General features: G+C 60.2%; 15 protein-coding genes. 6 read left to right on the forward strand and 9 right to left on the reverse strand.

What is annotated here, in order from left to right; all coding sequences use genetic code 11:
- Positions 1–34: 34 nt before the first annotated feature.
- The gene (locus AC07VO_RS12555) at positions 35–2,047 is read right to left on the reverse strand and encodes a DUF1302 domain-containing protein (protein WP_192351460.1); all 2,013 of its coding nucleotides are present in this window, start codon (positions 2,045–2,047) and stop codon (positions 35–37) included.
- Between the two features lie 127 nt (positions 2,048–2,174).
- A complete protein-coding gene (locus tag AC07VO_RS12560; RefSeq protein WP_192351462.1) occupies positions 2,175–2,741 on the reverse strand; it encodes an RBBP9/YdeN family alpha/beta hydrolase in 567 nt (188 codons plus the stop codon).
- A 356-nt stretch (positions 2,742–3,097) separates the two neighbouring features.
- Here AC07VO_RS12560 and AC07VO_RS12565 point away from each other — a divergent pair, with 356 nt between their 5' ends.
- The gene (locus tag AC07VO_RS12565; RefSeq protein ID WP_018928316.1) at positions 3,098–4,150 is read left to right on the forward strand and encodes an AraC family transcriptional regulator; all 1,053 of its coding nucleotides are present in this window, start codon (positions 3,098–3,100) and stop codon (positions 4,148–4,150) included.
- Positions 4,151–4,265: 115 nt separating this feature from the next.
- Here the strand turns inward: AC07VO_RS12565 and AC07VO_RS12570 are convergent, their stop codons facing one another.
- The 7 genes from AC07VO_RS12570 to AC07VO_RS12600 all read right to left on the reverse strand — a co-directional run bounded on the left by AC07VO_RS12570 (position 4,266) and on the right by AC07VO_RS12600 (position 10,702).
- Entirely contained in the window at positions 4,266–5,276 is a 1,011-nt protein-coding gene (locus AC07VO_RS12570; RefSeq protein WP_064616844.1) for a YeiH family protein, read from the reverse strand.
- Positions 5,273–5,599 carry a Rieske (2Fe-2S) protein gene (locus AC07VO_RS12575; RefSeq protein ID WP_026286598.1) on the reverse strand — a complete coding sequence of 109 codons (327 nt, stop codon included), beginning with the start codon at positions 5,597–5,599 and terminating at the stop codon, positions 5,273–5,275. The genes AC07VO_RS12570 and AC07VO_RS12575 overlap by 4 nt, the downstream gene beginning before the upstream one ends.
- Positions 5,596–6,276, reverse strand: coding sequence for a DsbA family oxidoreductase (locus tag AC07VO_RS12580; protein WP_192351463.1), 681 nt, complete (start codon positions 6,274–6,276; stop codon positions 5,596–5,598). Before AC07VO_RS12580 ends, AC07VO_RS12575 begins: the two co-directional genes overlap by 4 nt.
- Entirely contained in the window at positions 6,273–7,604 is a 1,332-nt protein-coding gene (locus AC07VO_RS12585; protein ID WP_018928320.1) for an MFS transporter, read from the reverse strand. The genes AC07VO_RS12580 and AC07VO_RS12585 overlap by 4 nt, the downstream gene beginning before the upstream one ends.
- A gap of 116 nt (positions 7,605–7,720) precedes the next feature.
- Positions 7,721–8,773, reverse strand: coding sequence for a beta-keto acid cleavage family enzyme (locus AC07VO_RS12590; protein WP_192351464.1), 1,053 nt, complete (start codon positions 8,771–8,773; stop codon positions 7,721–7,723).
- An 88-nt stretch (positions 8,774–8,861) separates the two neighbouring features.
- Positions 8,862–9,707, reverse strand: coding sequence for a TauD/TfdA dioxygenase family protein (locus AC07VO_RS12595; protein ID WP_018928322.1), 846 nt, complete (start codon positions 9,705–9,707; stop codon positions 8,862–8,864).
- 14 nt (positions 9,708–9,721) lie between these two features.
- Positions 9,722–10,702, reverse strand: a complete 981-nt coding sequence (locus AC07VO_RS12600) for a quinone oxidoreductase family protein (protein WP_192351465.1) — start codon at positions 10,700–10,702, stop codon at positions 9,722–9,724.
- A gap of 283 nt (positions 10,703–10,985) precedes the next feature.
- On the opposite strand from AC07VO_RS12600, the gene AC07VO_RS12605 reads away from it, so the two are divergent.
- The 5 genes from AC07VO_RS12605 (at position 10,986) to AC07VO_RS12625 (ending at position 14,583) form a co-directional block, all read left to right on the forward strand.
- Positions 10,986–11,438, forward strand: a complete 453-nt coding sequence (locus tag AC07VO_RS12605) for an Ohr family peroxiredoxin (RefSeq protein ID WP_086945290.1) — start codon at positions 10,986–10,988, stop codon at positions 11,436–11,438.
- Positions 11,439–11,586: 148 nt separating this feature from the next.
- On the forward strand, positions 11,587–12,048 hold the full coding sequence (locus tag AC07VO_RS12610; protein ID WP_192351466.1) for a MarR family winged helix-turn-helix transcriptional regulator: 462 nt from the start codon (positions 11,587–11,589) through the stop codon (positions 12,046–12,048).
- Positions 12,049–12,312: 264 nt separating this feature from the next.
- Positions 12,313–13,089 carry an ABC transporter substrate-binding protein gene (locus AC07VO_RS12615; RefSeq protein WP_096480788.1) on the forward strand — a complete coding sequence of 259 codons (777 nt, stop codon included), beginning with the start codon at positions 12,313–12,315 and terminating at the stop codon, positions 13,087–13,089.
- 91 nt (positions 13,090–13,180) lie between these two features.
- Complete coding sequence (locus tag AC07VO_RS12620; RefSeq protein ID WP_192351467.1) at positions 13,181–13,870, forward strand: ABC transporter permease; 690 nt, start codon at positions 13,181–13,183, stop codon at positions 13,868–13,870.
- A gap of 14 nt (positions 13,871–13,884) precedes the next feature.
- Positions 13,885–14,583: an ABC transporter permease gene (locus AC07VO_RS12625; RefSeq protein ID WP_192351468.1), complete on the forward strand. Its 699-nt coding sequence runs from the start codon at positions 13,885–13,887 to the stop codon at positions 14,581–14,583.
- The last annotated feature ends 6 nt before the right edge of the window (positions 14,584–14,589 follow it).

Consider the following 14,589-nt stretch of genomic DNA (forward strand, 5'->3'; position numbering starts at 1 on the left):
TTCTCCTGCTTACTTTGCGTAAGCCAGTGGTGAATCAAAAAGTGGTTTTCATCGTCAGGTAAACGGCGCCACGGTCCTCAGTCGTGGCACCACCACCGGAGAAGGCCGAGTAGCCACCGCCGTAACACGCGTAGTTTTCATTGCCGCTAAAGGCATTGGGTGTGGAGCCGTCTCCGCTGCCGGCATTGGCCGCGCCGGTGCTCAAACCACTGACGTCGCACTTGTCGGTCTTGCCGAAGGAGTCCACGTACTTCAGGTCGATGAAGTATTTGTTGTACACAACAGCACCCACGCCCAAGGCATAGTTGCCGGTGTCTTTGGCACCGCCACCGGACACCGGTGACACGCCGGCGAGGCCGACGTTGATGGACATCGGGGCGTTGAGATCGACCCCCGGGAATACCTGGTACCAGGTCGGTGTGAAGTTGACCGCGATGCCCCAGTTGTCCCGGGTCGGCTGGTCGATGCCGCGATAGCTGTCCTGGCCCTTGTAGAGCGCTTCGTTCTTGCTATCGAGCTTGAGCAGGTTGCTGTAGTACAACTCGGCGAGCAGGCTGGCCGAATCGAACACCGGTGTTTTCGGGAATGTCATCAGGCCGTTGAGCGTCCAGTGCAACGTGTCACCGGTGGCACTCAGGCTGTCGCCCTTTTGCGGGGTGTCATAGATCACACCGGTGGCCACCGTACGGGCCGGCAGCAGGCCCAGACCGGCGCCGAAACCCTGCGGCCCGGTCGAGCTGACAATCGCCGGAATACTGGCCAGCGGCATGTTGTGACGAATGTTCAGGTCCGAACCCACACTGATACCGCGCACATCCTTGGACAGGCTCAGGCCAAAGATCTGAATGTTGTCGGCATAGGCCAGTTGATAGGTGCTGGTGCTCAACGAATTGAGGGTGTTGACCACCGCCGGCACCATGCCGGCAGGCGGGGTGCCGTTGGGATTGGCCGACGTCAGCCCGGTGGCGTTCAGCCAGGCTTGCGGCAGGATTTCCGAGGTATTGCGGTAATAAACACCGAGGGTGCCATCCAGCCAGGCCGGCGACCACTTGGCCATTACCCCCCAGTCGCCGCGCTTGTCCGGCGTCAGGTCATGACCGCGACGCACATTGGTCAAACTGTTGCAGGGTGCCAGACCGCAACCCAACGGGCTGCCCGGCACCACGCCATTGGTGTTGCCCAGCAGGAACGACTGCGCACCGAAGCCGACCAGATCGGAGCCGCCATAGTAAGTACCGGCTTCCGGCAGGCGGGCGGCATCCCAATCGAGGAAATACTGAGCGGCCACGGTCAACTCGGGATTGACGGTGAACGACATCGACAGCTGGTTACGCGGAACGAACAGTTCCTTGGCTTCGGTTCCCGGCGAGGCGGCCAGTTTGGCCAGGTCCAGCCCGGACTGGCCGTAGCTGATCGAGTGCACCGGGTTGAGGATGGTCTCGCCCCAGAACACGTTGTGTTGACCGGCCTTGACGCTCAACAGCGACTCCTCGCCCACTTCGGTGCTGTAGAACACGAAGGCATCGAGGATTTCGCCGGAAGGACCGGTGTAGTAACGCTCGGCGTAGTGGCTCAGGTGGGGGCTGCCATTGCCGACATTGTCGCCCGTGACCCCGGCCAGGCGCGGATCGTTGGCGACCAGACCCGACCTTGCGTCATTGCCATTGACGAACGGGTTGGAATTGGAGCCGGTGTTCTCGTAGGCCTTGTCATACCAACTGGCGGCGCTGACGCGAAAGCCCATGTGGTCCTTGTAGACCACATCCATTTCGGTCAACAGGTCAACGCGGTTGGTGATGTTGGTTCCCGCCTTGCGGAAGTTGTAGTCGCCATCGTTGTTGTTCGGCGTCGCCAACAGGCGCTTGTCGGCGCTTTCGGTGCGCACACCGTAGTTGTACTTGACGGTGTTATCCAGGCGCGCGGTCCAGTCCGGGTTACCTGTGTCCAGCTCGACCGCCTGCGCGACCGGCACGGCGGCGCCCAGAATGGCCGAGGCCAACAAGGTGCATCGCGAGGGGGCGAACCCGTGACTCTTATTGTTGTGCATTGCGTTGTCTCCGCCTTTTTGTATTTGTTTTAAGCGCAGCCGCCCTCACACCCCCTTGTTCCAGGGGTTTGCGTTTTTCAGGAATGAGGGCAAATGCCGGATGACTGGGGGCCACCCGGCGCCTGAACTAGCGGTCCAGCTCCAGGATGAGAGCTTCGGCTTGAGGCCAGTGGCCAAAGCCTGCAGCCGGATTGAGATGACCTGCGTCGCCCACGTTGAGCAGTTCACTGCCCCAGCCTTCAGCCAGCTGAGTGACGGCGGCCAGGCTGGCGAGATGGTCGTTGGTACTGGCGGCCACCAGACTGCGGAACGGCAGCGGCCCTTTTGGCAGAGGGTTCCAACCCTGGGTACGCAGGGTTTCAGCGGATGGGTAGCCTTGCGGCCAATCAGCATCGAGATCCGGAGGAGTGACCAGCAGCGCGCCCTTGATCGGCCGGCTGTGTTGCGCAGCCCAATGTGCGACCATCAACACGCCCGCGCTGTGGGCCACCAGAATCACCGGCCCATCGATCTGCTCCAGCTGGTGTTGAATCGCTTCGACCCGCTTGGCGCAATCGAGCTTGTCGGTTGCCTGCGGCGGCACACTGCGCACCTTGCACAACCTGGCTTCAAGCAGCGTTTGCCAATGCTCGGCAACGTGCTCGCGCAGGCCCGGTACGATCAGAACGGTTGCGGCAGTTTGCAGTTTGTCCACGTCAACACCTTCGCTTTCTCGATGACTCGACTGGCTCTATTGGCCAGGGGCTTTTTGTAGGACTGACATTAAAGAGCGCCCACCCGAAGCGCTTTTCATTGGACGTCAGGCACTTTTCTTTTCATGACAAATTTCCAGGGATCGGCACGCGGCGACCATTGGTCGTAAATCCCCTCAGGTTCCCTGCGGGTCACTGTAATCAACGGGTGAGCGTCGATTGCGCCACGACAACGGAGGTGATCCTGGACAGATTTGAGCGAGCGCCCTCGACAACCTCGCAACTGTTCAATTGCTGATGTGCTGGATATAGTCGCCACGCTCATTTGAATCGCAACCGGCCCAGGAAAGACTTTCGCATGCCCAAGCTTGTTCGCGCCGCCGTCTTGACCAACTACCTGGAAGTCACTCAATACCTGGGGTTCAACCCGCGCGATGTACTGGCCGGCGTCGGCCTGAGCAAAGCCCTGCTGCAAGCGCCCGAACACCGCATTCCCATTGATGCCGCCGTACGCCTGCTGGAAGACTCGGCCGCCGCCAGCGGCTGCCAGAATTTCGGCCTGAGCATGGCCGAGTCGCGCCAGCTCTCGGACTTCGGAGTGGTCAGCCTGCTCCTCAGCCACCAACGTACGCTGCGTGATGCCTTGCAGGTCGTGGTGAATTACCGTCACCTGATGAATGATTCGCTGGCCATCTTCATTGAAGAGGCCGACAAGATGGTGATCATTCGCGAGGAGGTAGTCACTGAATCGCCAATGCCTTCCCGCCAGGCCACCGAGCTGGCCATCGGGGTCATGTTCCGCCTGTGCGCTGCCTTGCTCGGTACACACTGGCACCCCTACAGCGTCAACTTCACGCACCAGCCCCCGGACAACCTGCAACTGCATCGCCGCCTGTTCGGCTGCACGCTGGAGTTCGGCAGTGAGTTCAATGGCATTGTCTGCTCCGACGCCAGCCTCGACATGACCAACCCCAATGCCGACCCGGCCATGGCACGCTACGCCCAGAGTTACCTCGACTCGCTGCTCAACCACGAAGGCCCGTCGATACTGTTCGAGGTGCGCAAAGCCATCTACCTGCTGCTGCCGATGGGACGCGCCACCATCGAGCAGATCGCCCAGACCCAGGGCATGAATGTCCGGACTCTGCAGCGCCGCCTCAAAGACGACGGCTGCGCCTTCAACGACCTGATCAACGACGTGCGCCGCGACCTGGTGCTGCGCTACCTGGACAATCCGAATTACTCGCTGGGCCGGATCGCCGACATGCTCGGCTACTCCATGGCGAGCTCCTTCACACGCTGGTTCATCACCCAGTTCGGCATGCCGCCCGCTACATGGCGCAGCGCACAAAAACACACCGTCAAGTCACCGACTGCCCCAACCACCCTGCCCGCACCGCAAAAAACCTGAGCCAAAAAAAACGGCGACTGCTGGCACAGTCGCCGTAAAAGAACCGGTATCAGTGACACCGGCCGAGAGTCCTGTGGCGAGGGAGCTTGCTCCCTCGCCACAGGATTTTGTGTGCCTACAGCCCCCAGCGCAGCAACAGCAACACCAGCACGACCAGGAACACCGTCTCCCCCACCATCAGCAGAATGGGTTTGATACCGACCGCCGCCAGCTCCTTGAGCTGAGTCTTCATACCCAGGGCGCTGATGGAAACCACCAGGCACCAGCGCGACAGTTCATTGACCGAACCTTGCACCACCGGGGCGATCCAGCCGGTGCTGTTGATACAGGCCAACAGCAGAAAACCGACGGCGAACCACGGTAGCAGCGGTGGTCGCTTGCCGGTCGGATCGGCACCCTGCATGCGCGTGACCATCGCCGCACAAACGATCACCGGCAGCAGCATCGCCACCCGCATCAACTTGACCACCGTGGCGGTATCGCCAGTTTCGGTCGACAGGCTGTAACCAGCGCCGACGACCTGGGCGACATCGTGGATGGTCGCCCCCAGGAACACCCCCGCCACTTGCGGCGACAACGACAGCCAATTGGCAATCATCGGGTACACGATCATTGCCAGGGTCGACAGCGCCGACACCCCGATCACCGTGAACAACGTCGCACGTTCTTTCTGTGGATGATTGGGCAACGCCGCCGCCAGCGCCAACGCCGCCGAGGCACCACAAATCGCAGTGGCCCCGCCGGTGAGCATGCCGAACAAGCGCTGAAACCCCATCGCCTTGGCCGCGATCACCGAGACGCCGATCGTCACCACCACCAGAATCACCACCAGCGCCACAGGCTTCCAGCCCAGCGCGGCAATCTGCTCAAGGGTGATGCGCATGCCGAGCAAGGCCACGCCAATGCGCAACACAGTGCGTGCAGTGAATTCGATACCAGCCTTGCAGGCACCCTCACTGGCCAGGAAGTTCAGCGCCATGCCCAACAGCAAGGCAAACAGCATCACCGGCGCACCGTAGTGCTCGGACAAAAAGGACGCGGCGGCCGCCACGATCAAGCTGACGATAAAGCCTGGCGCCAATTCGCGCGTTCGGCTGTGGATACGGGTAAGCGCGATAGCGTTCATGGTGCGGGCTCCTCGCAAGCGATGACGATGAATGCCTGGCCGTCAATTGTCTCGACCGGATAGTTGGCAACTTTGACCTGGGTTGAATTGAGCAAGTAACCGCTGCGCAGATCGAAGCGCAGGCCATGGGCGCAGCACTGGATCACCCGCCCCTCAAGGCGCCCGCCACACAACGAGGCGCCCTGGTGCGGGCAACTGTCGTCAATGGCGAACAGGTCTCCTTCGATGTTGAATAACGCCAGGCTTTTACCATCGCATTCGAACAGCGCACGACCGCCTGCCGGCGGGAGTTTTCCAGCGGGCACGGGGATTCGAAGACTCATGCCGATTGCCGCGCACGATGACTGTCGAGCAAGGCTTCGCACATGGCGTCAAATAGCGCCTCGGCAGGCTGAGCGCCCACCACTGTCAGGCGACCATCGAACTGAAAACTGGGCACGCCGCTGGCGGCTCCCGCCTCGTTGCCAATGTAAGGATCGCCGTCGCCTTGCAGGCAGGGGGCCATGGCATCAGGGTCGAAACCACACGACCGGGCGATGGCAAGCAAGGTCTCCTGGCAGCCCAGATCCTCACCGCTCTCTGATCCCTGGAGCTGGAAGTAAGCAGCGAACAAACGCTCAAGCAAAACATCGCATTGGGCGCTATTGCCCAGCACCCTCGCATGCTCCAGCAAGCGATGGGCGTCGGCGGTATTGGGCATGCGGACGATACGACTCAAATCGATGGGCACGCCCACCGCCATCGCAGCCTGCTGCACCTGGGCCAGGCGCATCGCTACGGCTTTAAGACTGCCCAGGCGCTTGAGGTAAAAATCGACAAAGGGTTCACCCTGTGCCGGCAGCTGCGGCAGCAATTGCACCCCGTGCCACACCGTGGTGATTTCCACGCCGGGTTGCCGGACACGCAGCAGGTCTTGCGCGCGCGCAAGTTGGCGCTTGCCGATCAGGCACCAGGGGCAGATGAAATCGAAAAACACATCAATACGTAAACGACCACTCACAACTTCACCTCTAACACCGCTTTGCCAATCGAATCGTGGACTTGCTCGCCCTGAAGCCGGGCCATGTCCTTGTGGTAATGACACTTGGCGTAAAAGAACACGGCCGCTGCCGCGATACTGACCAGTGGCACCATTTGAAAAGCCGCCTGCAAGCCGATGAGGTCGGACACCCGGCCGGTGATGAACGGCCCAGGCGCCAGCCCCAGCATGTTGTTGGCCAAGGTCAGCGTGGCGAAGGCCGTGCCATGGACCGAGTAATGGGTCAGGTTGGCAACCATGGCTCCGCAAGGACCGGTCGTGCCGGCGGCAATCAACATCCCCAGGCAGATCAGCACCAATTGCACAGGCCCTGGCGGCAGGGCGAAGGCCGTCGACAACAGCAGACAACTGCCCAGGCAATAGGCGATGGCCAAAGCGACTTTGCGCTCCGGCGAAGGGCGACACAGTCGATCACTAAGCATGCCGCACAGGATCATCCCCGCGCCGCTGCACAGCACGATGATCGCCGCGACGCCGCCCGCCTTGTCCGTGGCCATGTCGTAATAACGATTGAGGTAGCTGGGCATCCACACGATCACGGTGCCGCCGACGAACAGTTGCAAGCCACTGCCGATGTAGGCAGCGATCACCGAGCGGCTGGAAAACAGCGTACGTAGCGGACGCTTGACCGCGGCAGCCGCCTTGTTCGCCGCCTGCGCGGCACGTTGCGGAGCAATGCGTGCTTCCTTGACGATGATCGGGTAAAGCACCGCCAGCAGCAGGCCGAACAGCGCCATGCCGGCGAACGACCAGCGCCAGCCCAGTTTGGCGGCGATGGCACCGCCCAGCGCCATGCCTAATACCGAGCCAAACATGCCGCCCGCCATGAAGGCACTGGCCAGCGTTGCACGCATGTGTTTGGGAAACACCGAAATCACCACCGCGATGCCGACGCTGCCATAGGCCGCCTCACCGACCCCCACCATGAAGCGGGCGATAAACATCTGCTGGTAGTCCTGCGCCAACGCGCAGCCCAGTGTGGCCAGGCTCCACAACAGCGCCATCAACGCCAGGCTCTTGACCCGACCGAAGCGATCCGCCAACAACGACAAGGGGAAGGTGAGCAGGCCGACCATCAGGGCGACAACGCCACTGAGCAGACCGAGCTGACCGTCGCTCAGGGCCCACTCGCCCTTGAGCATCGGGAACACCGCATTCAGTACCTGGCGCGACATGTAATCGGAAATCAGCAGGCCGAACGTCAGTGCGAAGACGATCCAGGCATACTTGCGCGCAACGCCGACGCCACTGCCGTCGTCATCGTCTGCGGCGATTGGGTGAAAGGCCATGCAGCCTCCTCAAAGCTTCGTTTTATTGTTGTTATCAAGCGTGTTGCCATGCAGCGAGCGGGAGGCGTTTAACCGCCCGCTTCGTCTGCCGATCAGTCGATCAGTCGATCAGTCGATCAGCCGCGTTGCGGCACACCCTTTTGTCCAGCCTTGCGGTTGGGGGCCATGCCATTGGCCAACAGGGTTTCTTCGATGCTTTGGTACTGCACACCGATGCGATAGATCTCGCGGGCTTCTTTACCGGTGGCGATTTCGCGACCCAGTTCATGGGCAATGCGTACGGTTTGCTCGATTTGCTGCACCGAGCTGAAACGCTTGCCCTTCTGATCAATGATCGTGTCTTCAATCCCCACGCGAGGGTGCAGCCCCATCGCCAGCGCCATGGTATTGAACGGCAGTACGTTCTTGAGCAGCGATTCAGCGGTCAGGGTGCAACCGTCCGGCGCGCGATGGATGAAGTTGAAGAAGTTGAACGGATTGGGGCCATCGAAACCGCCGCCGATGCCGATCCAGGTCAGGTTCAACGGCCCCCTGTACACGCCTTTGCGTACCAGGCGTTCAAGGGTCTCCATGGCATGCATGCCGGTCAGTTGGAAATGCGGCTGGATGCCGTTGTCCATCAGACGCTTGAGGTGTTCGGCGACCCAGGCCGGGCCTGCCGGTACGGTCATTTCGCTGTAGGCCGCCTGATAGGCAGGGTTGGCCAGGGACGTACCTTCCAGGTATTCCGGATACAGCAACTCCATGATGTTCATCTGGGTGGTGTTGATAGCCACCGTCACCTGATCCGGTTTTGGCGTCAGCTCCGCGAGCATGTGGCGCGTATCGTCAGACAGCCACTTGGCCGCTTCACCATCGCTTTCGGGTGCGAAAGAAATCGAACCACCAACCTGAATGATCATGTCCGGCACGGCTTCACGCACACCGGCGATCAACTCGTTGAACTTGGACAGACGCTTGGAACCCTTGCCGTCCAGTTCGCGCACGTGCAGGTGCAAAACCGTGGCACCCACCTCATAACAATCGACCGCTTTCTGCACCTGCTCATCCATGGTCAACGGGATGTCTTCGGGAAAGTCTTCCGGCATCCACTCGGGGCCATACGGGGCCACGGTGATGACTACCTTTTCCATGTTTTCCGGGTGCAGGGAATCGTCGAAGAATTGCATGGGTTACTCCTATTATTATGGTTGTCCACACGCCCGGATCGCGCCGGGCGGACGTGTCTGTGAGAGCGAATGCAGCTGCGGTCGATCGTTAAGTCTTGTCGCCGATGATGCCGGCGCGTTCCATCTTGCGATGGCATGGCGGGTAATCCATGACGGCGTAGTGCTGGGTACTGCGGTTGTCCCAGATGGCGACGCTGTTGGGTTTCCAACGCCAGCGCACCTGGTACTCGGGGATGTAAGCCTGGCTGATCAGGTAGCGCAGCAACTCACTGGCACCCGGGTTGGCGTCCTGGCCGAAGCGCACCCGCTCGGGGGTGTGGTAGTTGCTCAGGTGGGTAGTAAAGGCGTTGACGAACAGCACCTTTTCGCCAGTCTCCGGATGAGTACGGACCACCGGATGCTCGGCATCCGGGTACATCGCCTTGAGCGCCAGACGCTTTTCAATCGGCATCGCGGCACCGAAACTCGCTTCGATGCTGTGGCGCGCACGCAGGTCGGCGATCTTCGCCTTTACGTCATCCGGCAACCGCGCGTAGGCCTCCACCATGTTGGCCCACATGGTGTCGCCGCCAACTGGCGGGCATTCCACGCAACGCAACACACAGCCCATTGGCGGCGCTTCGCGCCAGGTCGCATCGGTGTGCCAGGCGTTCTCGTAACGGTCCATCGGCTGGTCCGGGCGCTTGTAGATGCGCACCAGCCCTGGATGATCCGGGTCACTGCCGGCCACCGGGTGATCCTCCAGTTCGCCAAAGCGCCGGGCGAAGGCCACGTGCTCGGCCCGGGTGATCTCCTGATCACGCAGGAACACCACGCGATGCGTGAGCAACTGAGCACGGATCTCGGCAAAAAGACCGTCGTCATGCACCGCATCGGCGAGGTTGACGCCCAGCAGTTCCGCGCCAATGCTGCAAGTCAACTGTTCGACTTTCATGGAAGACGACTCCCTTAAATGACGAAAATCGATGAGCCCGTGGTCTTGCGTGATTCCAGGTCGCGATGGGCCTGGACGGCATCCTGCAAGGCATAGTGCTGGTTGATCTCGATCTTGATCCGGCCGCTGCCGACATGGTCGAACAACTCATTGGCCAACGCGTTTTTTTCCGCCGGGTCGGCGATGTAGTCGGCCAGGGCCGGACGGGTCATGAACAGCGAGCCTTTCATCGCCAGCAGTACCGGATCGACGGCCGGGATCGGACCGGAAGCCGTGCCGACGCACACCATCAGGCCGCGACGCTTGAGCGAATCCAGGGAACCCATGAAGGTGTTCTTGCCGACACTGTCGAACACCACGTTGACACCAACGCCGTCCGTCAACTCGCGCACACGCTGGGCGACGTCTTCATGGCTGTAATTGATCACATGGTCGCAGCCATGGGCCCGGGCGATTTCGCCCTTGACCTCGGTGGACACGGTGCCGATGACGGTCAGGCCGAGCAGCTTGGCCCACTGCGCCACGATCAGGCCCACACCACCGGCGGCGGCGTGCAGCAGAATGCTGTCGCCGGCCTTGAAATCGTAAATGCGCCGCATCAGGTACGACGACGTCAGGCCGCGCATGGTCATCGCCGCGGCGGTCTCGAAACTGATGGTTTCCGGCAACTTGATCAGCGGTGCGGCCGGGATCAACCGTTCGGTGCTGTAGGCACCCAATGTATTGAGAAAACCGGTGTAGGTGACGCGATCCCCCACGCGCACGTTGGTAACCCCCTCGCCGATCGCCTGGACCACGCCGGAGGCTTCGACCCCCATGCCATTGGGCATCGGGATCGGATAAGTGCCATTGCGAAAGTAGGTATCGGCATAGTTCAGGCCCACCGCCACATGACGCAGACGAACCTGGCCTGGACCGGGCTCACCGACTTCGACCTCCTCATAACGGAGTACTTCGGGACCACCGGTTTCGTAGAAGCGTACGGCTTTGGCCATGTTTTCTTATTCTCCAGTCTGCAAGGTTGGCGTGCAGCGTCGATTTGCGCTGACTGGACTGTAGGACGCCGCCTGACGAGCCGCTTCTCATCAGACGACAATGGCTTTTCATTTCATGACAGTAAGCCGGCAGGCAGGGGTGGCATCCACAGGCCACTCGTCGGGCGACGCAACCCGACTGATTGACAGCGATGGGTGCCTGCGCAATTATTATTACATCGCATGCGATACAAACGTATACGACACACAAATCACATCATTCGAAACGTTGAGGATCCACCCCATGAGCAAGATCGAAAAAGTCCTGATGACCGGCAAGACTCACACCACCGCCAGCGCCGCTGGCAACACGTCGCGTGGCCATAACGGCAGCCTCGACATCACGCTGTCGTCGCCTGGAAGCGCGAAACCGGCGCACGTGTTCGCCGCTGTTCAGCCACACCCGACCGCCGAGCAACTGTTCGCCGGTGCATGGTCGGCCTGTTACACCGCCGCTGTCGGGCTGGTGGCCAATGACATGAACGTGGTGCTGCCGTCTGATCTGTCGGTCGACATCGAAGTCGATCTGGGCCAGACCGGTGCGGCGTACTTCCTTCAGGCTCGATTGACGCTCCGCGTGCCGGGGCTGGCGCACGACGTTGCGACGACACTGGCGCACACCGCCGATCAGATTTGCCCGTACTCGAAGGCGACGCGCGGCAATATCGACGTGGCCCTGAACGTCCTCACGGTTTAACGCACCGCGATTGGCATTTTTTTTACTCACATATATCGCATGCGCTTTAAGCGCATGCGAATAACAAGGCCAACCCCATTCCGACACAATCGTATACGAGGTATATTTTGCCTTTGCGAGCCTTCTACTTTGGCCAACGAGGAAGCACATGAAACGCACTGACAAGACCGTCCCCGCTGATCTGAAGCTCTCCGACTTTCTGTGTTTTGCGGTCTATTCCACGAACCTGGCCTTCGGCAAGGCCTACAAGCCGATACTCGAGCACTTGGGGCTCACCTATACGCAATACATCACCATCGTTGCGCTATGGGAGGAAGACCACCAAACCGTGGGCAGCCTGGGTGAGAAGCTGTTTCTCGAATCGAACACGCTCACACCGATCCTGAAAAAACTGGAAGCGATGGGTTATCTGCAGAGGCAACGTGATCCCGAGGACGAAAGACAGGTGCGGATCAGCCTGACGAAAAGCGGTCGACAGCTACGCGAAGACCGCCCCGAGAAGGGCCTTTCCCACGCAACGGGTCTGGAACCGGAAGAGTTCGCACAGTTGCAGAACGCGATCGTGAAACTGCGCAACAACCTCATCAAATCGACGAAAGCCGAGGGATGAGCAAAACAAATACCTTGATACCGGAATGAAAAAACGGGCGCCCTGATCGGCGCCCGTTTTTTATTCAAAGGCTCGCTGGCAGGGCTGCGGTTACTGCCCATGAGTACTCCGCTTGTCGTCCTGCACTGATATGTTTATTTTCACACAGTTGATTTGTGAAATATTTTATGTCATTTATAGCCTCGCAAATCATCAGGACAGTCCACCTCGCCAGACCGGACGGCAGCCCCGTATCACCAACGCCCCATCCAAGGAGTCAACAATATGAACAAGACAGAACTTCTAGGTGCTCTGGCACTGTGCGCCGCAAGCTTGCTGGCGCACGCCGACGAGGACAGCCTGCGTATCGGCATCGAAGCCGCCTACCCGCCCTTCTCCTTCAAGACGCCGGAGGGCAATGTCAGTGGTTTCGATTACGACATCGGCAACGCGCTGTGCGCAGAGATGAAGGTCAAATGCGAGTGGGTCATCCAGGAATTCGACGGCATGATCCCATCGCTCAAAGTGCGCAAGATCGACGCTGTGCTGTCGTCGATGTCGATCACTGAAGACCGGATGAAGTCGGTCGACTTCAGCAAAAAGTACTACCACACGCCAGGCAAGTTCGCGATGAAGAGCGGCAGCGTGATCAACGACCCGCTGGTCGATCTCAAAGGCAAGAAAGTCGGCGTGCAACGCGCCTCGACCTACGACCGTTTCGCCACCGAGCAACTGGCGCAAGCCGGCGCCCTGGTGGTCCGCTACGGCTCACAAAATGAAGCCTTCCTCGATCTGGCATCAGGTCGCCTGGACGCCACCCTCGCCGACATCGTCAACACCGATGAGAGCTTTATCAAAACCCCCATAGGTAAAGGTTTCGCTCTGGTGGGGCCGGACATCAACGACCCGAAATACTTCGGCAGAGGCGCCGGGATCGCGGTGCGTAAAGGCGACAGTGCGAACGTTGCACGCCTGAGCGCAGCGATTGACGCCATCCGCGCCAATGGCAAGTACCAGCAAGTGATGGCCAAGTACTTCGCCTTCGATATCTACGGCGAATAAGCCGTTACCCGAAACCCTGGCGCCGGCGTTTGCGGGTGCCACTTCTGGCTTGTCTCGCGCGCCTCCCGGCGCTCGCTTGAGGAACTTCATCATGCTTCACGGCTACGGATCGAGCATTCTCGATGGCGCCTGGCTGACCATTCATCTGGCCCTGACTTCCATGACCATGGCGATTGCCCTGGGTCTGATCGGCGCCGCCTTTCGCTTGTCACCGTTTAAATGGCTGGCGGTGCTGGGCGAAGGCTATACGACCCTGATTCGCGGTATTCCCGACCTGGTGTTGATCCTGCTGATTTTCTACGGCGGCCAGGATCTGGTGAACCGCATTGCCCTCGCGCTCGGTTACACCCGCTACATCGACATCAACCCCTTTATCGCCGGCGTCTGCACCATGGGTTTCATTTTCGGTGCCTATCTCTCGGAAACCTTTCGTGGCGCCTTTATGGCGATCCCTAAAGGTCAGGCCGAAGCCGGTGTGGCTTATGGCATGAGCGGCGCTCAGGTGTTCTGGCGGATTCTGGTGCCGCAGATGATTCGTTTCGCCATTCCGGGGTTCACCAACAACTGGTTGGTGCTGACCAAATCCACCGCGCTGATCTCGGTGATCGGGTTGCAGGACATGATGTTCAAAGCCAAAAACGCAGCGGACGCTACCCATGAGCCGTTCACGTTTTTCCTCGCGGTTGCCGCGCTCTACCTGATGCTGACCAGCGTGTCATTGCTGGTGCTGCGCTATCTGGAAAACCACTACTCGGTCGGCGTCAAAGCCGCCGAACTGTGACGGGGAGCACAGCCATGATTCTCGACTACAACCTGATCTGGGAAAACCTGCCGCTGTACCTCAATGGCGCCTTGTTGACCCTCAAAGTTCTACTGATTTCCCTGGCCGTTGGCCTGGTGCTGGCGATTCCTTTAGCGCTGATGCGCGTCTCCCGATCGCCGTTGATCAGCTTCCCCACCTGGCTCTACACCTATGTGATTCGCGGCACCCCGATGCTGGTGCAATTGTTCCTGATCTATTACGGCTTGGCGCAGTTCGAAGCGGTACGCCAAAGCGCGCTCTGGCCTTACCTGTCCAGCGCAACTTTTTGTGCCTGCCTGGCCTTCGCGATCAATACCAGCGCCTATAGCGCGGAACTGCTGGCCGGCAGTTTGAAGGCCACGGCCCACGGCGAGATCGAAGCCGCCAAGGCCATGGGCATGTCGCGCTTTACCTTGTACCGCCGCGTGCTCCTGCCGTCGGCCTTGCGCCGGGCACTGCCGCAATACAGCAACGAAGTGCTGATGATGCTGCAGACCACCAGCCTGGCGTCGATCGTCACCCTGGTCGACATCACCGGAGCCGCTCGTACGGTCAGTTCGCGGTTCTATCTGCCATTCGAGGCGTTCATCACCGCCGGCCTTATCTACCTGGCCCTGACCTTCATCCTGGTTCGTCTGTTCAAGCTGGCCGAGCGCCGCTGGCTGGCCTATCTGGCACCGCGCAAGCACTAAGGAGCT

The sequence above is a fragment of the Pseudomonas sp. GW821-FHT03E01 genome (assembly GCF_059420765.1).

What these genes read in the sequence shown, in the direction of transcription:
- AC07VO_RS12555 (WP_192351460.1), bottom strand. Translation starts at nt 2,047, where the DNA reads ATGCACAACAATAAGAGTCACGGGTTCGCCCCCTCGCGATGCACCTTG.
- AC07VO_RS12565 (WP_018928316.1), top strand. Translation starts at nt 3,098, where the DNA reads ATGCCCAAGCTTGTTCGCGCCGCCGTCTTGACCAACTACCTGGAAGTC.
- AC07VO_RS12570 (WP_064616844.1), bottom strand. Translation starts at nt 5,276, where the DNA reads ATGAACGCTATCGCGCTTACCCGTATCCACAGCCGAACGCGCGAATTG.
- AC07VO_RS12575 (WP_026286598.1), bottom strand. Translation starts at nt 5,599, where the DNA reads ATGAGTCTTCGAATCCCCGTGCCCGCTGGAAAACTCCCGCCGGCAGGC.
- AC07VO_RS12585 (WP_018928320.1), bottom strand. Translation starts at nt 7,604, where the DNA reads ATGGCCTTTCACCCAATCGCCGCAGACGATGACGACGGCAGTGGCGTC.
- AC07VO_RS12590 (WP_192351464.1), bottom strand. Translation starts at nt 8,773, where the DNA reads ATGCAATTCTTCGACGATTCCCTGCACCCGGAAAACATGGAAAAGGTA.
- AC07VO_RS12595 (WP_018928322.1), bottom strand. Translation starts at nt 9,707, where the DNA reads ATGAAAGTCGAACAGTTGACTTGCAGCATTGGCGCGGAACTGCTGGGC.
- AC07VO_RS12600 (WP_192351465.1), bottom strand. Translation starts at nt 10,702, where the DNA reads ATGGCCAAAGCCGTACGCTTCTACGAAACCGGTGGTCCCGAAGTACTC.
- AC07VO_RS12605 (WP_086945290.1), top strand. Translation starts at nt 10,986, where the DNA reads ATGAGCAAGATCGAAAAAGTCCTGATGACCGGCAAGACTCACACCACC.
- AC07VO_RS12610 (WP_192351466.1), top strand. Translation starts at nt 11,587, where the DNA reads ATGAAACGCACTGACAAGACCGTCCCCGCTGATCTGAAGCTCTCCGAC.
- AC07VO_RS12615 (WP_096480788.1), top strand. Translation starts at nt 12,313, where the DNA reads ATGAACAAGACAGAACTTCTAGGTGCTCTGGCACTGTGCGCCGCAAGC.
- AC07VO_RS12620 (WP_192351467.1), top strand. Translation starts at nt 13,181, where the DNA reads ATGCTTCACGGCTACGGATCGAGCATTCTCGATGGCGCCTGGCTGACC.
- AC07VO_RS12625 (WP_192351468.1), top strand. Translation starts at nt 13,885, where the DNA reads ATGATTCTCGACTACAACCTGATCTGGGAAAACCTGCCGCTGTACCTC.